The organism is Hydrotalea sp. (assembly GCF_049968455.1).
GTDB lineage: Bacteria > Bacteroidota > Bacteroidia > Chitinophagales > Chitinophagaceae > Hydrotalea.
The window spans coordinates 148973-168810 of the sequence record NZ_JBMFQT010000003.1 but is presented as its reverse complement, the minus strand read 5'-3'; the positions used below and the strand labels follow the sequence as shown (position 1 = coordinate 168810).

At 34.3% G+C, this 19838-nt stretch carries 14 protein-coding genes; 5 read left to right on the top strand and 9 right to left on the bottom strand.

Translation table 11 applies throughout. The features are described from left to right. Positions 1-12: 12 nt before the first annotated feature. The 5 genes from galE to ACP5P5_RS03360 all read right to left on the bottom strand — a co-directional run bounded on the left by galE (position 13) and on the right by ACP5P5_RS03360 (position 4918). Positions 13-1038, bottom strand: a complete 1026-nt coding sequence (gene galE, locus ACP5P5_RS03380) for a UDP-glucose 4-epimerase GalE (protein ID WP_428284703.1) — start codon at positions 1036-1038, stop codon at positions 13-15. Between the two features lie 138 nt (positions 1039-1176). Beyond that, positions 1177-2190: an anion permease gene (locus ACP5P5_RS03375; RefSeq protein ID WP_428284702.1), complete on the bottom strand. Its 1014-nt coding sequence runs from the start codon at positions 2188-2190 to the stop codon at positions 1177-1179. 38 nt (positions 2191-2228) lie between these two features. After that, entirely contained in the window at positions 2229-2876 is a 648-nt protein-coding gene (locus ACP5P5_RS03370; RefSeq protein WP_111296253.1) for a DUF47 domain-containing protein, read from the bottom strand. Between the two features lie 247 nt (positions 2877-3123). Next, positions 3124-4170 (bottom strand): sensor histidine kinase, encoded by a 1047-nt coding sequence (locus ACP5P5_RS03365; protein ID WP_428284701.1) that lies wholly within the window; start codon positions 4168-4170, stop codon positions 3124-3126. A gap of 64 nt (positions 4171-4234) precedes the next feature. Continuing rightward, positions 4235-4918: a response regulator gene (locus ACP5P5_RS03360; protein WP_428284700.1), complete on the bottom strand. Its 684-nt coding sequence runs from the start codon at positions 4916-4918 to the stop codon at positions 4235-4237. 101 nt (positions 4919-5019) lie between these two features. Between ACP5P5_RS03360 and ACP5P5_RS03355 the strand changes: the two genes are divergently transcribed. Further along, positions 5020-7233 (top strand): hypothetical protein, encoded by a 2214-nt coding sequence (locus tag ACP5P5_RS03355; RefSeq protein ID WP_428284699.1) that lies wholly within the window; start codon positions 5020-5022, stop codon positions 7231-7233. 21 nt (positions 7234-7254) lie between these two features. Here the strand turns inward: ACP5P5_RS03355 and ACP5P5_RS03350 are convergent, their stop codons facing one another. Next, complete coding sequence (locus ACP5P5_RS03350) at positions 7255-7890, bottom strand: MBL fold metallo-hydrolase (protein WP_428284698.1); 636 nt, start codon at positions 7888-7890, stop codon at positions 7255-7257. Between the two features lie 144 nt (positions 7891-8034). Between ACP5P5_RS03350 and ACP5P5_RS03345 the strand changes: the two genes are divergently transcribed. Continuing rightward, positions 8035-11457: a hypothetical protein gene (locus ACP5P5_RS03345; protein WP_428284697.1), complete on the top strand. Its 3423-nt coding sequence runs from the start codon at positions 8035-8037 to the stop codon at positions 11455-11457. Positions 11458-11529: 72 nt separating this feature from the next. Here ACP5P5_RS03345 and ACP5P5_RS03340 read toward each other — a convergent pair whose 3' ends face one another. Continuing rightward, the gene (locus ACP5P5_RS03340) at positions 11530-11892 is read right to left on the bottom strand and encodes a diacylglycerol kinase family protein (protein WP_428284696.1); all 363 of its coding nucleotides are present in this window, start codon (positions 11890-11892) and stop codon (positions 11530-11532) included. A gap of 243 nt (positions 11893-12135) precedes the next feature. Here ACP5P5_RS03340 and ACP5P5_RS03335 point away from each other — a divergent pair, with 243 nt between their 5' ends. Next, positions 12136-14631 carry a DUF5686 family protein gene (locus ACP5P5_RS03335; RefSeq protein ID WP_428284695.1) on the top strand — a complete coding sequence of 832 codons (2496 nt, stop codon included), beginning with the start codon at positions 12136-12138 and terminating at the stop codon, positions 14629-14631. A 10-nt stretch (positions 14632-14641) separates the two neighbouring features. Here the strand turns inward: ACP5P5_RS03335 and ACP5P5_RS03330 are convergent, their stop codons facing one another. Then, positions 14642-15700, bottom strand: a complete 1059-nt coding sequence (locus tag ACP5P5_RS03330) for a quinone-dependent dihydroorotate dehydrogenase (RefSeq protein ID WP_428284694.1) — start codon at positions 15698-15700, stop codon at positions 14642-14644. Positions 15701-15886: 186 nt separating this feature from the next. On the opposite strand from ACP5P5_RS03330, the gene ACP5P5_RS03325 reads away from it, so the two are divergent. Both ACP5P5_RS03325 and ACP5P5_RS03320 read left to right on the top strand, forming a co-directional pair. Next, positions 15887-17062, top strand: coding sequence for an acetyl-CoA C-acyltransferase (locus tag ACP5P5_RS03325; RefSeq protein ID WP_428284693.1), 1176 nt, complete (start codon positions 15887-15889; stop codon positions 17060-17062). A 113-nt stretch (positions 17063-17175) separates the two neighbouring features. Next, positions 17176-18015: a universal stress protein gene (locus ACP5P5_RS03320; RefSeq protein ID WP_428284692.1), complete on the top strand. Its 840-nt coding sequence runs from the start codon at positions 17176-17178 to the stop codon at positions 18013-18015. Positions 18016-18031: 16 nt separating this feature from the next. Here ACP5P5_RS03320 and ACP5P5_RS03315 read toward each other — a convergent pair whose 3' ends face one another. Further along, entirely contained in the window at positions 18032-19714 is a 1683-nt protein-coding gene (locus tag ACP5P5_RS03315; protein ID WP_428284691.1) for an NAD+ synthase, read from the bottom strand. Between the last annotated feature and the right edge of the window lie 124 nt (positions 19715-19838).

The following is a 19838-nucleotide window of genomic DNA, read 5'->3' as shown; positions in this document are numbered from 1 at the left end:
AGCGTAATTGCTTTATTTCTTAGCGTTAGCTAGTTGTTGCTCCCATGCCCAAGCTGTTCGCATCATGTCTTCTAAATTGTATTGAATATGCCAATTTAATGCATGTTTTGCTAATTCATTGTTAGCGTAAATGGCTACAACATCTCCAGGTCTTCTTGCACCAATTTCATAATTCAGTTTAACGTCGCTTACTTTTTCAAATGCGTGAATGGCTTCAAGCACTGTTACGCCATTTCCTGTTCCTAAATTAAATACATCGCAATAGGTTTTATTTTTTTGTTCAATTAGGTATTGTAATGCCAAAGTATGTGCATGTGCAATATCGCAAACGTGTATAAAGTCTCTTATACAACTTCCATCTCGGGTAGGGTAGTCGTTTCCATAAACCGTTAATTTTGGAATTTTACCAATGGCTGTTTGGGTTATAGCAGGTACTAAATTCATGGGTTTGCCGATGGGTAACTCGCCTAAGTGATTGGAGGGATGTGCGCCTACTGGATTGAAGTATCGTAATAATATAGATGCAGTTTCATAAGCATTGCTGCAATCACGTACAATATCTTCACCCATTTGTTTTGTGGCACCGTAGGGTGATTCGGCTTTTTTTATGGGGAATGTTTCTGTTACCGGAATACTATCGGGGTTGCCATACACTGTGCATGAAGAAGAAAACACAAAATACGGTACGGAAAATTCTTTTACACACTTCATTAAATTGATTAACGAGAACAAATTATTTTCATAATACAGTAAAGGTTCTTCAACCGACTCACCTACTGCTTTATAGGCCGCAAAGTGAATAATGCCAAAAATATTATGATGTTCTTGAAAAACGGCTTGTGTTTCATCAAAATTTTTTAAATCAACGGTATAGTTCTTAATTTTTTTGCCTGTAATTAATTCTATACCTTTTAAAGCATCTGTTCCTGAACGTGAGTTGTTATCAATCGAAATTACTTCAAAACCATTTTCAATTAAATCAACAATTGTATGTGAACCAATGTAGCCGCAGCCACCAGTTACCAGAATTTTTTTCATTCTTTTAAATTAATTCAGTTATATATGAATAATTAAATATTTATTTGCGTTAATGCACATAAACAATTACACAAGCCTTTACAAATTTAGTAATGGTCTAAATATAAAAAGAAAGCGGAATAAATAAAAGCACAAACGTTAGAATAAAAAATTGGTAATATAATAGAAAATGGCAGCCATACCTGCTGATAAAGGAATGGTTAATATCCATGCCCAAACCAAGTTTATGGTTACACCCCAACGAACTGCACTTAAGCGTTTGGTGGCACCCACTCCAATAATTGCACCGGTAATAGTGTGTGTGGTACTAACCGGAATACCAAAAAAAGTAGTTAAAAAAATGGTAAGTGCACCACCACCTTCCGCACAAAAGCCTTCTAACGGTGTAACCTTTGTTATTTTGGTTCCCATTGTTTTAACTATACGCCATCCGCCAAATAAAGTACCTAATGCAATGGCTGAATAACATGCAAAGGGTAACCATTCGGGCATTGTAAAATTGTGTATAGTGCCAATGTTGGGGTTAGATGATTTTTCGAAAAACCAAATTCCTGCTAAAATTAAACCCATGGTTTTTTGTGAATCACCGCCACCATGTGCTAAGCTTAGTGCGCCGGATGATACCAATTGTAAGCGTTTAAACCAACTTTCGGCTTTTGATGGACGTGCGTTTTTAGCAACGTTTACCGTAAGCACTGTAATAAGAAATCCGAAGATTAAACCAATAATAGGCGATAAAACCATGAATATAAGTGCCGTAATAATAGGTGAGCTGTTTACCCCATCAATTCCCCCCCCGGCTGCTATGGCTGCACCCGCTAAACCACCAATAAGGGTATGTGATGAACTGGATGGAATACCGAAATACCAGGTAATTAAGTTCCAAATAATAGCAGCAATTGTAGCTGCTATTAGCACATGAAAATTAATAATATTTTCGGCAATAATATTGGCAATGGTACCTGCTACTTTATGTTCTTTAAAAACAAAATAGGCTATAAAGTTGAAAGAAGCAGCCCAAATTACAGCTTGTAAAGGAGTTAGTACTTTGGTTGAAACAATGGTAGCAATAGAGTTGGCCGCATCGTGAAATCCATTAATAAAATCAAATATCAGCGCAAGTATTACTAATGTAACTAATAAAATCGTCATAAATTTTAATTGCGGTTAGGTGTTGTAAATTGCCGGTATTATGCGTACTTAATAATAATAGATTCTATTACATTAGCAGCATCTTCACATTTATCTGTTGCAATTTCAAGTACCTGATAAATTTCTCGTTTCTTAATAACTTCTTTCGCATCGTTTTCTTTTTGAAACAGCATTTCAATGCTCATATCAAAAACATCATCGGCTTGGTTTTCAATGGAATTTACTTTTACCAAGGCTTCGGTCATTTTTCTTAAGTCTTTCATATCGCGAAGACCGTAAACAGCTTTTTTTATTTCATTACAACCTTGAAAAATTAATTCTGCCATTTTTTGAATACCACTATCGTTGGGGTTAATGTGGTAAAAGTTTATTTTTTTTGAAGAAGAGTAAATATAGTCAGCAATATCATCCAAAGCAGTGGCTAGGTAGTGAATATCTTCTCTATCAAAAGGGGTAATAAAGTTTCTACCTAATTCAGTAAAAATTTTATGTGTGTGGTCGTCGTTTTTGTGTTCTAAATCCTCAATTTGTTTAATTAAAGCCGCACGTTTATCATGATCTGGTTCGGCTACCACTTTTTTTAACATGTCGGCCATTTCGCATACCGTATCAGCAACTTGCTCAAAAAGTTCATAAAAAATTTTGTTTTTGGGCATAAAAATCCTGCCAATCGTGTTTAATCCCATAATCGAAAAAATTTGGACAAATGTAAAACTATGAAGCGGAAGGCCCTGACAAAAAAAAGAATTAATAATTTGTTAATACAGGCAATTAAACTTTGGCCTAATCCTTAATAATTTATTTTCAAAGCCTTTACAATTGCTTCACATTGGGGTTGTTTCTTTGCAAAAAGTTTTAGTTCATAGTTAAGAGCAACAAGAGTACAGTAGATTTTCTCATGTCCGGCCCTTATTTTCATAGGGGCTTTTTTATTTAGTTGCGTTTAGTAGCAAGGGTAAATCCTACGGTGGTGCCCACATCAACTTTACTGCGTATATGAATGGTTTGACCATGGGCTTCAATAATGTGTTTACATATAGCTAATCCGAGGCCGGTCCCCCCTACATTTCGGCTTCGGCCTCTATCGGTTCTGTAAAAACGCTCAAAAACGCGGGGTAAATGTTCTTCAGCTATGCCAATACCATCATCGCTTATTTCAACCAAAACATGCGCTCCATCGGTTTTATAAATGCTGGCTACAATACTACCATTGTTTTTACCATATTTGGTGGCATTTACTACCAAATTATTCAATACCTGACGTATTTTTTCCTTATCGGCAAATACCATTATCGGTGCCTCACATCCTTTTTTAATACTGGTTTTAATTTGGCGAACTGTAGTTTTAATTGAAAGTGTTTCGAATACTTCTTTAATTAAATCCTGAATTACAAAGTTTTCTTTATACAGCGGTTGCTCGCCACTTTCTAATTTAGAAATTTCATCTAAGTCCTCAACCAAATTAACCATTCGGTCAATATTTTTTGAAGCATTTTCTAAAAACCTTCTGTTTACTTCGGTATTGTCAATGGCGCCATTCAATAAGGTATCAACATAGCCTTGTATAGCAAAAATGGGTGTTTTAAATTCGTGTGCCAGATTTTGTAAAAATTCCTTTCGGTAAGCTTCATTTTGTTTTAAAAGTTCAATTTCTGCGCTTTTTTGTTCGGCCCATTTTTCTACATCTTCTCTCACTTCATCAATGCCTTTTTGAGGCAATATATATTTATAATAAGTTTCCTCTCGTTTACTGGCTTTTGTTTGATAGATGAATTTATAAATGAGTTTTATTTTACGATAAATAAACGATTCTAACACAAAGCCAATAAGGTAATAGCTGCCAATAAAAGTTAAAAAAAGAGCAGTAATGCCAATCCAAATATTTTCAATTAACAAAAAGGCAATACCAATGGGAACAGCTAAAAACAAGGCTGTTAAAGCCGATAATTGTTGTGGTGATAAATTTTTGGTTTCAAACATGGTGTAAAAATAAACAGAATATAAGGCAACTGTGAATTATAGTATAAGTTATAATTCAATATCCTTAAATGTCAAATTTATAGCCCACACCTTTAACCGTGGTAATACAGTCTAAATTTAACTTTTGACGTATTTTTCTAATGTGCACATCAATGGTTCTATCGCCCACAATTACTTCATTTCCCCAAACTTGTGAAAGTATTTCGTTACGCAAAAATACCCTGCCGGGTTTGGTAGCTAACAAGTATAGTAGTTCAAATTCTTTTTTGGCTAAAATAATTTCTTTGCCATCAATTTCAACCACAAATTTTACCGGATCAATATTAATGTTGCCTATTTTAATAGGTTTCCCTTCCTCTTCATTTTTATTAATTCTTCTAAAAAGTGCATTAACACGGCTTACCAAAATTTTGGGTGATATGGGTTTACTAATATAATCGTCTGCTCCGGTTTCCAAACCTTTAATGTGTGAAGGTTCATCATTTAATGCAGTTAAAAATATAATAAGTGTTTGCTGAAATTGAGGCTGCGATCTCAATATGGAACACACTTCAATGCCGGTTTTATGTGGCATCATTATATCTAATATTATTAGTTGGGGTTTAAACTGCTTGGCTTTTTCAATAGCTTCATTTCCATCCTTAGCAGTTATTACTTCATAGCCTTCCTTGCTAAGATTGTACTGAATTATCTCTAAAATATCCGGTTCGTCATCAGCAATTAAAATTCTTTTGGCTGTTGTTTCCATGGTAACATTTAATTTACACAAATTTAACTTACAGTTTTTGCATTCACTTACAAACATCAGATTATCTAATTGTTAAGTCCATTAACGAAAAATTTGCATAAATGCCTTTATTTTTGAATTATATGCAATTGTTTAGAAGGTTACTTTTATTAGTATGTTGTATTGGTGGAATAATTTTTGTGCAGGCCCAGCCTGAATTAGCTATGCCTACTATTCCCCATATGCGGCAACTTATTCACGATAATATTCAAAAGGCAGAGCAAAATATTATTCAATTAACACCAAATGCCAACCATTTATTTGCACCTACTGATGATATAGATGTAAACCTTCAAATTACGCAACTATTGCATACTACGGTGCACAATATGCGTGCATCAATTGAATTAGACAGTACCATTAACAATAATGATAAATATAAATGGTTGCGCGGAATTTATAGTTTATTGGAAGGATTTACTACCGCTTATAAAGCAGGATTAATAAAAGGAATGATGCTGGGCGATTTAATGTTGGCCTATGAACAAGCAGTTGACCTTGAAAAGCAAAACCTTTCTATTGCACCAATTATACAAGCCAATGATGTGGCTATTGATAATTTATTGGTCAACAATTTTGCTTTACAAAACAATATTGGTATTCAGGAAGCTAAAAATATTATTGTTTTAAAAAATTGCCAGTTGTATCCGGATAATATATTAAACATTGTTGCCAATAACATCAATGTTCCATTTGCCGATAGTTTAATTGCAGTAGTTGCCCATCGTAATCCTGACATGATTTACGACTACCTTGGAGCTGCTAATCAATTGGCTCAAAAAATAAAAAAGGTAAATGACCCGTTGGTGCAAACTATTTATCAAATTGAGAAAATGCCGGGTGGTAGAATATATTTTGCTTTTTTAGATGAAATATATCGCAAACAAATCACCATCGATTCCATACAAAAAATAAAAGATACGGATGATCCATTTTATAAATTGTTGGTAAATACCGAAATAAAATATGCAGCTCGCATGCAAATGGGCGATACTCCTTATGCCAAACAGGTATTGACTGAAAAATTAAGACAAAAAGCTATTGAACATTATATCAATGAAATAAATGGATTGCATGATGATCCCCGTGATGCCGTTAGATTTAAAGTTTTAGAAAACCTTGCACCACAAGACCTTTACTACTTATGTGTATTGGGTGAAGAAGATATTTATACCAGCAGCTACTTAGGTGTGTATAACAGAATTTTTCCCAGAATGACCATTCCGCGATCTGATACTTTATTGGCATGGGTACATGACGATTATTATAAAAAATTTATTCGCATGGCAGCTGCTTATAATGTGTTAGATGATTTTTTAAAAAGAATGGATAAAAGCACTGCACAAAATTTAATTAAACGCTTTGTAACCGGACTTGAAAAAACAACAACTTTAGAAGATGCAGTGGATGTTGCCAATTCTTTTGCTAGCATAAACGATGCTGCAATTCGTAATTTAATGTTGTTGCAGGTGCAACAACAGTTACAATACAATAAACTTATACACAACGAACGTGGTATTGTAATTTATAATATTTTAAATACCATTTTTTTATCGATGAATCCGGCTAATGGTATTAATGTTTCTGCGCAATTGGGTATTATTCCCGTTTATGAAATGCCCGTTAATTTGTTGAAAGACGCTGGCGGTAAAATTATTATTCAACAGTTTTTTTATGGTGATAAAGACGGGAAAAACATTTTCAATTCTTTTATTGCCAACTACAATAATGCCAATTGGCATATCGTGTATAAACCTGAATGGGTCGAGGTAAAATCAACTAGAGGAGTACCTATTGAAATTTATTCTAATAAACCGTTAGATGCGGAAAAAGATTTAGATGATGCTGCACAACAGCATTTGTGCGATTATTTAGATTCAGCACATATTGATCCCACAGTTGTAATACATCGTGGCCATAGTTATTATGTAAACTCAACCATAAAACGTTTATTCCCATCTGCTAAAGTTATTATGCTAGGTAGTTGTGGTGGTTATAATAGCCTGAATGATGTTTTGAAAATTTGTCCCGAATCACACATTATTGCCTCTAAACAGGTGGGAACAGGTGTAGTAAATATGGCGTTAATTGAAGCCATTACTGAAACCTTACGTCAGGGAAAAAATTTAGATTGGACAAAAATTTGGGCAGGTCTTCAAAATAGGTTTACAGGTGGCTATAAAGAAAAATTTGACGACTATGTGCCACCGCAAAATAATTTAGGGGCCATGTTTATTATGGCCTATAAAAAGGCTATGGAAAAAAACAAAAATTAGTTTAACCTGTTTTAGGCTTAACTACAAAAATGGGTTGTATTTTATTTCATGTCCAATGGTAGTTGCCGGGCCATGACCGGAATATACTACTGTGTCTTCGGGCAGGGTAAGTAGTTTTTCTTTAATGTTTTTAATTAAGGAATTGTGGTTGCCACCCGGCAAATCGGTTCTTCCAATACTTTCTCGGAATAAAGCATCGCCGGCAATTAATATTTTTTGTGGAGCATTATATAAACAAATACTTCCGGGCGAATGACCCGGAATTTCTAAAACTTCAAATGCGGCCTCATCTAACCAAACTTTATCCCCTTCTTTTAATAAATGCACTTTCCCTTTAAAATTATCAAATGGTAAGCCCCATTGTTTTCCCGATTCGGGTGCCAACTCCAATAATGGCAACTCATCTTTATGGGTCCAAAGGTCTAAGTGGTAATGTTCATTCACCCAATTATTGCCAAAAACATGGTCTAAATGGCAGTGGGTATTAATCAGCAGAATTGGTTTAAGCTGTTTTTCTTCAACAAATTCCTGAAAAAAGCGTTGTTCGGAAGAAAAATAAAATCCCGGGTCAACAATTATGGCATTTAAGGCATCATTATAAATTAAATAAGTGTTTTCCTGAATGGGATTAAATGTAAAAACTTTAATGTGCAACATGTGCTTATTTTTAAAATAGTAATAGGTAATTACTTAATTTTAACAAGTATTGTGGCCTTAGAATTGATTTGGCTAATATCTTCACTTTGTTTTTTATGCCATTGTTTTCTAAAACCCGATACATTTTTTTAATATTGACAGGATATGCAAATGAAATTAATTCATAAAGTTACAATCTTCTTTTCTTTTCTATTACCTGTATCAGTTTTTGCACAGGTAAATATGGTTGAGTTTGGGAAAAATAGAGTTCAGTACAATCAATTTAAATGGAAATTTTATCAGTCGCCTAATTTTAATACTTATGTAACACAAGGGGGTACTGCACTAGGAAAATTTGTTTCACAAGTAGCCGAAGATAATTTACCCGAACTTGAAAAATTTACGGAATATAGTTTGCAACGCAGAGCCAATATAGTAGTTTACAATAGTTATGACGATTTTAAGCAAAGCAATATAGGATTGGGAATTGATTGGCAAAATGCCGGTGGACTAACCAAGCTGGTGAACAATAAAATTGTGGTTTATTTTGACGGAAATCATAATCACTTACGTAATCAAATACGAGAAGGTATTGCTAAAGTTTTAACCGATAATATTTTGTTTGGCGATGATATTGGCGAATTTGCAAGTAACCAGGCATTGTTAGATTTGCCTCAATGGCTTACAGATGGGTATATAGCATATGCAGCTGAGAATTGGAGTACCGAAAAGGATGATCAGTTAAAAAGTGCAATGTTAAGTGGTAAATACAATAATTTTTATCAGTTTGCTTTTGATAAACCTTTGTTAGCGGGAAATGCATTTTGGTATTATATAGCTGCACACTACAGAAAAGAAAATGTAACCTATTTTCTATACCTGGCTCGCATTTATAAAAGTTTAAATAGTGCTTCTGAAAAAATTTGTAAAAAGAAATTTAAAGAAGTATTAGATGACTTTATGCAGCAAATGCAAGATCGCTACTATAAAGATATTCGCCAAAGAAGAAATGCGCCAAAAGGTGTTTTAAGTGTATCTGAAGATGTGAGTAAAAATGATTATTTCCGTTTTCAAGCGAATCCCAACCCAAGAAGTAACAACTATGCAGTAGTTGAATTTAAGAAGGGAGTTTATAAAGTAAAATATGTTGAAAATTTTTACGATACCAAAGTATTATTAGATTATGGTGTTAGAACGAATGAAGGTGATATCAATCCCAATTACCCAATTTTAGCGTGGGATGGTAAGGGTACTCGCTTACTTGTAATTTATTGGGATAAGGGTAAAATTAAAATGTTTGTTTATGATGTATTAGCTCGATACAAACGTTATAAACAGGATATTACCGGTTTTGAACAAATAATTGATGCATCGTTTATGCTAGATGCTAATACGCTTATATTAAGCGCAGTTAAAAACGGGCAAACTGATTTGTTCATTTATAAAATTGATGACCAAAAAGTTGAACAAATTACCAACGATGTTTATGATGAATTGTACCCCAGTTTTGTATCATTTCCAAATCGTTCAGGTATTATTTTCTCTTCAAACCGACCCAGCCCAAATGCTCCAAGTAATGATACTGTGTTACCCAGTCGTTATCGATTCAATATTTTCTTAGTTGATATTTTGAATAAAAGTAAAACCAAGCAAATTACTCAACTTACCAATTTAAAATATGGAAATGCGAAGTACCCTATGCAATACAACACCAATCACTTTACTTATGTGAGCGATGAGAATGGTATTGCTAACCGCTGGGCAGGATTTTTTTCTACCCAACGGGAAGGACTTGACACATTATACTACATAGGTACTGAATTATTGCGCAATCCTTCCACAAAAGAACTTGATTCAACATTAGCTGCATGGCGTAAACCTGAAGCTGATAGTATCAGTTATTTTCAGGTTTATAAAGACTCTACTTACACTTTCCCTATTACCAATTATCAAAGTTCATTGTTAGAGTCACGTGTATCTGGCAATAATGACCAAGTGAGTGAAACGCGTCAAGAAGGCGATTTCAAATATTTGTATAAATTGAAAGTGGATGCCACTGCGCTAAACAGGCGCAATGTAAATGCACGCCCCACTCAATATATGCAAGAAGTAATGCAAGCCGACAAGATTGCACAGGGTAAACCACTAAATTTTGCTACAAACAATAATAAAAATGCCAAAAAACAACCGGTAGTAGTAGATACAGTGCGCCATGCTCCTAAGAACTTTTTCCAAAATGAGTTTGCAAACGACACTACCTCAGCTGCTAATAGTGGTGGAATTTCCAGTAATGCTGGGAATACTGATTTAGGGAATACAACAGAAAGTAATCAGCAACACAATTATATTCAACAAACTAAATTGTTTAATTACCGTTTAAAATTTAGTGCCGATTATTTATTGGCTGGTGTTACTAATAATATCTTGGTGAATCGTTTTCAACCTTATGCCGGAGGAGCAGGCCCTATTCAGCTTAACAATGGAAGTGCCATTAACTGGAGTTTCCGTGCAGGTGTTAGCGATTTAATGGAAGATATCAAATTCATTGGAGGTATTCGTTTTGGAACTTCTTTGAAAGACAAGGACTTCTTTTTCTCATTTCAAAATTTAAAACATAGGGTTGACTGGGGTATTACTTATTATCGTAGCACTCAAACCAATTTCTTTAATACCAGTCCATACGATAATCAGCTATTCACCAATTTGTATCAGTTTAATGTAGCCTATCCATTCGATCAGGTAAGGAGTTTAAGAGCTACTTTTGGCTTACGTAAAGACCTTGGTGTTATAAAACCAGCTGATCAGTTTTCATTAAAAGTGAGTGATACCTCTGCGCAATATTTAGTAGGGCATGTTGAGTATGTTTATGATAACACTATTAATCCTGCTCAAAATATTTGGAATGGATTACGTTGGAAAGTTTATTTTGATATGACTGAACCAATAGCCGGTACTACGGGTGGCAGTGGTAATCAAACTTATAATGTAGGTTTTGATGCACGTAATTACTATAAAATATACCGCAACTTTATTTGGGCAACTCGCGCCGCTGGCGACTTTAGTTTTGGTAATCAAAAAATAATTTATTATTTGGGTGGAACTGATGGATGGGTGAATCCAAAATTCAATAGCGCCAATCAACCGGCTCCTGATCAAACTTATGCCTTTCAATCTTTGGCATTAAATATGCGCGGTTATAATCAAAACGTTGCCAATGGTAACAATGCGGTAGTTATTAATAGTGAATTAAGGTTGCCTCTGTTCTCAACTTTATTCAATAAACCTATTAATAATGCATTCCTTCGTAATTTTCAGGTAATTCAATTCATTGATTTAGGTACCGCTTGGAATGGTAAATTTAATGGTATACAAAGACCAACAGAAATATTCCCATCACCCAATCCTCAAGCCAACCCTATTAATGTTAGGATTGATGCAGGAGGTTTAGGACCTTTTGCCGGTGGTTATGGCTTTGGGGTGCGTAGCACATTGTTGGGTTATTTTATTCGTGCTGACTTAGGCTGGCCAATGAAAGGAGTTTTCCGTGGTCCATCTGTCTTTTATTTATCACTTGGGCTAGATTTCTAACCATGAATTATTAAGGTCAATTATTTCATCATTATAATCCACACAAAGTTATCTGTAACATGTGTGGATTTTTTATGTTGTAATTAAAGCATATATTTTGGGGATAAAAATAAGACAGCCAATAATTGCACTAATGCCTGAAGCCCATAAAACAGCACCAGCAGAAATATCTTTAATAGTTTTAATATTTGGCTGAAATTGAATGGTAATTTGGTTGCATGTTTTTTCAATAGCTGTATTCAACATTTCTAAAGCAATTACTAATGCTATACAAATTAAAATGAATATCCATTCTGTTTTTGAAATATGTAAAACTATACCAAGTAGGGTGGCTGCCAATGCAATACAACCTTGAATTTTGGCGTTTCTTTCATATTTAAAAAATAAATAAATTCCTGCTGCGGCTAGCTGTAATGCTTTCCAAAATATTTTCATGGGTTATTAATTTTAGCTTAAAACAGTACAATTAAAAATAAAATATTTTCTACAATTTTTTTTCGTTACTCACAATAAACCACAAAACGCTACTATGTTATATATTATTTCAATTTTTTATTATAAGCAGCATTCAAATCATTTACCTTATCTTTCCACAAAATAATCATCATTCATAACACATAAAACTAATGTTGTGATTTATGTCTCATTTTTCTTTAAGCTATCCTTTAATTTTGCAGTATGATTTGGCATACAGCTAAGAAAATCCTTTTGAGTGTATTGATGTTTTTATTATTCAATACCCTAGCTACGGCACAAATAATTAAAATTAGCGGAATTATTGTTGATAAGCAAAGTGATGAGCCTATCCCTTTTTCTACTGCAGTATTTAAATTAAGTGGGCAAGGGGTATTAACAGATTCATCAGGTAAATTTTCATTTAATTCCCGTCAGTGGAGTCATAATGATACTTTACAAATTAGCAGTGTTGGTTATAAGAACGTGCTGATTCCTGCTTCTTTGTTTAAAGATTCAGCTTATTTTGCCGTTAAAATGGAATTGCTTCCTAGTACTGATGTAGTGGTAAAAAGCAAGTATAATCGTGCTTTATGGTTTTGGCGAAAAATTATGCAGCACAAACCGGAACATGATAGAACGCACTGGAAAAACTATTATTACGAGGCTTACAATAAATTGGAATTAGATATTGCCAATATTAATACCGAAAAACTATCAAAAAATTTTTTAGTTAAACCCCTCAATTTTGTTTTCAATTATATCGATTCTACTTCAGAAGAAAAACCTTTTTTGCCTGCCTATTTAACCGAAACTATTTCTGATTATTACCATCAAAATAATCCGGTTCGTTCTCGCGAAATTATTAAAGCCACTAAAACCAATGGTATAGATAATGAAAGCCTGATTAAACAATTAGGGAATATGTATCAAATTGTTGATATATATGCAAATACCATTCCCGTATTTAATCGTTCTTTCATTGGCCCGTTCAATGATAGAGCAGATAAGTTTTATAATTTTAAATTATTAGATACGCAATACCTCAATCATCGTCGGTTAGTGCATTTTAAGTTTTCGCCTAAACATAAGGGTGAAGATTTATTTGAAGGCGATTGCTGGGTTAATGATACCAGTTTTGCTATTCAAAAAATTACTTTACGGCCTGCCGTTGATGTAAATTTAAATTTTGTAAGTGGGCTAACTTTAATTCAGGAATATCGCTTAATTGATGATAGTATTTGGTTTTTATCGAAAGATAAATTTGTTGTAGACATCTCTCCACTGGGCAAAAATAAATTGGCATTTAAAGGACGAAAAACTACCACTTACAGGAAGGTATTACTCAATAGTCCATATGTTACTCAAATGCTCGACTCTGCCAAAACGCCAAGTGAGGTAGATTTACTACCCAATGTTACCAACTTGCCCGATTCTTTTTGGGTTACACATAGGCACGAGGAATTAAATAAAAGTGAAAAAACCGTTTATGCATTGCTTGATACATTAGAAAAAAATGTTACTTATATTCGATATAGAAATGCACTAGAGTTTTTGGCAAAAGGCAATAAAGATGTCGGAAATTTTCGAATTGGACCTTGGTGGTATTGGTTAAGTGCCAACCCTTATGAGGGTGTTAGAACAAGATTTGATGTAGAAACCAATAGAGGCTTTAATGAACATTGGTATGCCCATACCTATTTGGCCTATGGTTTTAAAGACCAAGGTTTAAAAGGGTTGGGGGAAATTCGTTATCAGTTTAGCAGGCAACCTTGGAGTTATATCAATTTAAAATATCGTAACGATTTAGATAATGGGCAAATGTATGCCGATGAAATGGGTACTGACAACATTTTTGCTACTGTATTTAGGCGTCCTAATATTCCATTTAAATATCAGCGTTCCGAAGAATGGAATTTGGAATATTATGCTTCTACTAATTCCGGTTTTGGTTTTGGAACTTCTTTAACTTCAAAGCAATATCAAGCAGTATTAAACTTGCCGGGTAAACAATACTTCCCAACCACCAATGGCGGTTCGCCTTTGAAAACATTTGAGGCCGGTTTCAGTGTGCGTTATGCTTATGATGAACGCACTTTGGTCAGCAACTTTACGCAATACAGCTTAGGAAGCAATTATCCCATTGTTTTGTTTAATTATGTACATGGTTTTCCTGGTGTTTTGCATAGCAGCTATACCTATGATAAGGTAAGCCTATCTGTTTCTGATAATTTGAAAATTGCTCCTTTTGGTTATTTGTATTACAATTTATATGGAGGTAAAATTTTTGGTACTGCTCCTTATCAGTTTCTTGAAATACATCCAGGTAACGAACAATATTATTACAACAAGTATGCTTTTAGTTTAATGAATCGGTTTGAATATGTCAGTGATGAATATGCAGGCGTTAATATTGAACACATTATTGGTAATGGTTTATTCCGATTAACCTCGTTAACCCGTAAATTAAAGCTTCGCCAATTATGGACTTTTAAAGCTGTAGTAGGTAATCTTAGTCAAGCTAACCAACAATTAAATTATGTGGGTAATGCGCCATTTAAATCGTTAGAAGGAAATGTTTATACAGAATTGGGAACAGGGATTGATAATATTTTTAAATTGTTTAGGGTTGATTTTATTTGGCGTTTATCGCCAACACCAGCTGTTAATGAAGCCGTTAATAAATTTGGGGTATTTGGCAGTTTCCGTATTTCATTCTAACATTAAAAATTTATTTACTTTGCAAAATGGTTTTGCAAATATTTTTGGCAATACCGGGTCCTTCATAAATAAAACCAGTCCATACTTGTATTAATGATGCTCCCATTTTTATTTTTTCAACTGCTTGTTCACCCGTAAAAATACCTCCACTTCCAATAATAGTTAAACGGTATTGAGTTTGTGTAGCAACATAATTAAGTATATTATTACTTTTTTGGTATAGTGGTGCGCCACTTAATCCACCGGCACCAATTGCATCAATTTGCACTTTAGATGTATGTTTTAATGTTTCTCTTCCAATAGTGGTGTTACTAATTACCAAACCGGAAAGTTTTGTTTGTTCTGCTAATTCAATAATATCGTCAATTGCTTGGTTACTTAAATCGGGAGCAATTTTAAGTAATATTGGTTTAGGTTTTGTTTTGCCATAATTGGCGTTTTGTACCCTGCTTACAATTTCACGTAACGCCTCTTTTTCTTGTAACGCCCGCAAACCGGGTGTGTTGGGTGAACTAACATTTAATACAAAATAATCTGCCGTATCATATAAGCTATTAAAGCATAAACAATAATCTGAACTCGCTTCCTCATTAGGGGTATCTTTATTTTTACCAATGTTGGCACCAATAATTAAGTTTGATTGGTTTATTGCATTTGTTTTGTTTCGCCACATGGCAAGTCTTTTTTGAATGGCAAGAACACCATCATTATTGAAGCCCATGCGATTGATTAAAGCTTTATCTTTTGGAAGTCTGAATAATCTGGGCTTTTCATTGCCTAATTGTGGCTTAGGTGTTACTGTACCAATTTCAACAAACCCAAATCCCAAGTAATCCAATGCATCAATATAAATTGCATTTTTATCAAAACCTGCCCCTAAACCAACGGGGTTTTTGAAAGTTAATCCCCAAAGTTTTTTTTCTAATTTAGGATGATTGAATGAACAATTTTGTTGAATAATTTTTTTTAGCGGTGCAAATCTGCAACCCATTTGTATACTATTCATAGCAAAATAGTGTGCCATTTCAGGTTCCAGTTGAAACATTAAACTTCTTAAGAATGTGTACATATTGCGAAGATAATATGGCGAATTTTAACACCGGAATAATTTCTTGAACCTTCTTTTATATTACTTCACTTCAAAATTAATGTTGCCATTACAAACGGAAATATTAATATAAAACAACTAAAATTTCATAAAATTTAGTTGCATAAACAACTTTATTTGTTACATTTGAACAGTAAATTATTTGTTATGCAGGAAGCCTATATTGTAGCCGGTTTTAGAACTGCTGTTGCTAAAAGTAAAAAAGGGGGATTTCGGTTTTATCGTCCCGATGATTTAGCCGTTGAAGTAATAAAAGGGTTAATGGCATCAGTACCTCAATTAGATTACAAAAGAGTGGACGATGTAATTGTTGGGAATGCTGTTCCCGAAGCAGAACAAGGTTTGCAATTTGGAAGAATTATTGCAGCCAAAGCCCTTGGTATTGAAGTGGCGGGAATAACCATTAATCGTTATTGTGCAAGTGGTTTAGAAAGTATAGCAATGGCTACTGCTAAAATACGCACCGGTATGGCTGATTGCATTATTGCCGGTGGAACTGAGAGTATGAGTTTAGTGCCGACGACAGGTTGGAAAACAGTGCCTTCGTACAATATTGCTAAAGATGAACCCGACTATTATCTAAGTATGGGTTTAACTGCAGAAGCTGTTTCAAAAGAATTTAATGTTACACGTGAAGCACAAGATGAGTTTGCTTATTATTCACACCAAAAAGCGAAAGTAGCCATTGAAAATGGTTATTTTAAATCAGGCATATTGCCTATTTCTGTTCAAGAAACTTATGTAAATGAAAAGGGTAAAAGAGCTGTTCGCAGTTTTGTAGTAGATACTGATGAGGGATTAAGAGCCGATACAACAATGGAAGGCCTTGCTAAACTAAAGCCTGCATTTGCTTTAAATGGAACGGTTACTGCAGGAAATTCTTCACAAACCAGTGATGGTGCTGCTTTTACAATTGTAATGAGCGAGAAAATGATGAATGAATTGGGCTTAAAGCCTTTAGGCAGATTGGTCAATTGCGCAAGTGCCGGCGTACATCCACGCATTATGGGAATAGGGCCGGTTGCTGCTGTGCCTAAAGTATTAAAACAAGCAGGTATTAGTTTAAGTGATATTGATTTAATAGAATTGAATGAAGCTTTTGCCGCACAATCTGTTGCAGTTATTCGCGAACTGGGACTTGATCTGCAAAAAGTAAATATTAATGGGGGAGCCATTGCCTTGGGTCATCCCTTGGGTTGCACAGGTGCAAAATTAACCATCCAAATTTTAAACGATTTGCAACGACTAAATAAAAAGTATGGTATGGTTACAGCTTGTGTTGGTGGTGGTCAGGGTATTGCCGGAATTATTGAACGATTATAAATAGTTTACCTAAACAAAACAGACAGAAAAATAATATTATTTTTTTATAAAATGATTTAAATCATTTGCAGAGCCAATCCCATGTATTAACTTTAGTGAACAAAAGTTAACATATGAAAAATATTTTAGTTCCCACCGATTTTTCTGAAACAGCCAAACATGCCGCTATTTATGCTATGGAGGTGGCAAAACAAGTGAATGCCGAAAAGGTTATTCTTTACAACACTTACCAAACTATGGTAACAGTAGGAGCTGATCCATTAATTCCTGCTGTTGATACAGTGAGCATTGAAAATTTAGAACAAGGAAGCAAAACAGGTTTGGAAAATTTAAAATTTGTATTGTTAGCTTATCAGTCTCCGCATGTTACCATTGAAACTATTTCCGAATTTAATTTTTTAACAGATGGCATTAAAGGTGTCTGCGAAAAAATGAATATTGATTTAATTATTATGGGTATTACTGGTGGTGATGCTATTGAAGAAAATTTATTTGGAAGCAATACCATAAATGTTGCCAAGCATGTGCATGTGCCAGTTATTATTGTGCCCAAACATGCTCCGATAAAGCCAATAGAAAAAGTTTTGTTTTTAAGCGACTTTCAACAAGTGGTTGAAACTACACCGGCTAAACCTATATTGAATATTTTAGATGCTACACATGCTGCTTTATATGTTATGAACATTGATAAAGATAATAGCCATTTTACCGCCGATACACCTCATCAAAGCTTAATGCTGCATAACTTGTTGCATCAATACGACCCGGAATATCATTTTGTAGATAGCGATAATTTTATGGAGGCTACCAATACGTTCGTGCATCAACATAAAATTGATTTATTAATTACTATACCTAAACGGCGTAGTTTTTTTGATACAATATTCAAACGCAGTCATACTAAAATGATGGCTTTTCACAGTAATGTGCCTTTAATGGTTGTACACGATTAATGTATGTTTACATAAACTAACTTAAATATTTCCCAACAATAGGAACACGCCTGCCAACACCAAATGCTTTTGGCGATACACGAATAATAGGGCAGAATTGGTTGCGTTTGTATTCATTCATGTTTACCAGTTTTAATGTGCAATCAACCAATGTTGTATCATAACCCATGGCTTTAATTTCAGCAGGCCCTTTCCGTTGTTCAATATATTGATAAAGAATTGCATCTAATATTGCATAATCGGGCAAGCTATCGCTATCTTTTTGGTTAGGCCTTAATTCCGCACTCGGGGCTTTGCTAATGATGTTTTCAGGAATAATGGTACGTTGTTGATTAATATAACGTGCCAATGCATATACTTGCTGCTTGTAGCAATCGCCCAATACGCTTAATCCTCCGGCCATATCACCATACAAGGTGCCATAACCTGTTGCCAGCTCACTTTTATTGGATGTGTTCAGTAAAATATATCCGAATTTATTAGAGATAGCCATTAGTAAATTTCCCCTTATTCTGCTTTGCAAATTTTCTTCTGCCAGCGAAAAGGGCATACCGTTAAATTGAGGCTGCAGCGTTTTTAGAAAAGTTTCATATATGTCGGAAATATGAATAATATCATAAGGATTTCCCAAGTTTTTACTTAACTGTACCGCATCATTCACGGAATGTTCAGTTGAATAGGGGGAAGGCATTAGCACGGCTTTTACATTTTCAGCACCCAATGCTTCGCAAGCAATGGCTAACGTTACAGCCGAGTCAATTCCACCTGATGAACCAATAATGGCTTTGCTAAAACCCATTTTAGAAAAGTAATCTCGAATACCTACTATTAGTGCATTGTATATTTGTTCAATATTTAGTTGAGGTTGTAAAATATCCGGATTTAATTCTTTATCGGGTACATAAGCTGCTGCTTCAATAACAGGTTCATCAAAATAGCCATTTTCATTTAAATGCACAGCTTCAAGTGATTCTGCAAACATGGGCAATTGTTTACACAAGTTGGCATCTTTATCAAATACCAACGATGAACCATCAAATACAATTTCTGTTTGACTACCCACAGCGTTGCAGTAAATCATGGGTAATTTATATTTTAATACATTCGCTTTTATGACTGCTTTTCTATCTTCTACATGGGTATAATCGAATGGTGATGCACTTAAGTTTACCATTACATCGGGGTTTTGTTGCATCAATATATCCATGGGGCAATTGCGATACAATGGATTATCACCCAAATTCCATATATCTTCACAAATGGTTACTGCTATTCTTCTGCCTTTAAAAGGAATTGCTTGCCATTGAAAGGCGGGCTCAAAATAGCGATACTCGTCAAATACATCATAAGTTGGTAATAAGGTTTTATGTATTTCTGCTAAAATAGTTTCGTTGTATAAAAAATAGGCAGCATTAAATAATTCTTTTCCTTTTCCTGTTTTGTTACGGGCAGGTGCACCTACTAATACCCCAATATTTTGGGTATGCATTTTAATGGTGTGAATAGCCTCATAACATTTATCAATAAAATCATTGAACTCAACAAAATCTCGTGCCGGATATCCGCATATACTCATTTCACTAAATACAATTAAATCTGCACCTGCTGTTTTTGCTGTTTCAATGGCTGCTATAATTTTTTGGGTATTTTGTTCAAAATTGCCAATGTGATAATTCTGTTGTGCTAAAAATATTTTCATGAATTAGTATTAAAAATAATAAATTGGTTGCTTTAGATAAGATTTATCTATATGTCTCTTAAATAGTTTTGAATTTAATTCGGCACAAATTTCCGTTTTTTCAACCAATACAATCCCAATAATC

Coding starts and splice junctions, on each gene's coding strand:
- galE (WP_428284703.1), bottom strand. CDS start 1,038: ATGAAAAAAATTCTGGTAACTGGTGGCTGCGGCTACATTGGTTCACAT.
- ACP5P5_RS03375 (WP_428284702.1), bottom strand. CDS start 2,190: ATGACGATTTTATTAGTTACATTAGTAATACTTGCGCTGATATTTGAT.
- ACP5P5_RS03370 (WP_111296253.1), bottom strand. CDS start 2,876: ATGGGATTAAACACGATTGGCAGGATTTTTATGCCCAAAAACAAAATT.
- ACP5P5_RS03365 (WP_428284701.1), bottom strand. CDS start 4,170: ATGTTTGAAACCAAAAATTTATCACCACAACAATTATCGGCTTTAACA.
- ACP5P5_RS03360 (WP_428284700.1), bottom strand. CDS start 4,918: ATGGAAACAACAGCCAAAAGAATTTTAATTGCTGATGACGAACCGGAT.
- ACP5P5_RS03355 (WP_428284699.1), top strand. CDS start 5,020: ATGCCTTTATTTTTGAATTATATGCAATTGTTTAGAAGGTTACTTTTA.
- ACP5P5_RS03350 (WP_428284698.1), bottom strand. CDS start 7,890: ATGTTGCACATTAAAGTTTTTACATTTAATCCCATTCAGGAAAACACT.
- ACP5P5_RS03345 (WP_428284697.1), top strand. CDS start 8,035: ATGCAAATGAAATTAATTCATAAAGTTACAATCTTCTTTTCTTTTCTA.
- ACP5P5_RS03340 (WP_428284696.1), bottom strand. CDS start 11,892: ATGAAAATATTTTGGAAAGCATTACAGCTAGCCGCAGCAGGAATTTAT.
- ACP5P5_RS03335 (WP_428284695.1), top strand. CDS start 12,136: ATGATTTGGCATACAGCTAAGAAAATCCTTTTGAGTGTATTGATGTTT.
- ACP5P5_RS03330 (WP_428284694.1), bottom strand. CDS start 15,700: ATGTACACATTCTTAAGAAGTTTAATGTTTCAACTGGAACCTGAAATG.
- ACP5P5_RS03325 (WP_428284693.1), top strand. CDS start 15,887: ATGCAGGAAGCCTATATTGTAGCCGGTTTTAGAACTGCTGTTGCTAAA.
- ACP5P5_RS03320 (WP_428284692.1), top strand. CDS start 17,176: ATGAAAAATATTTTAGTTCCCACCGATTTTTCTGAAACAGCCAAACAT.
- ACP5P5_RS03315 (WP_428284691.1), bottom strand. CDS start 19,714: ATGAAAATATTTTTAGCACAACAGAATTATCACATTGGCAATTTTGAA.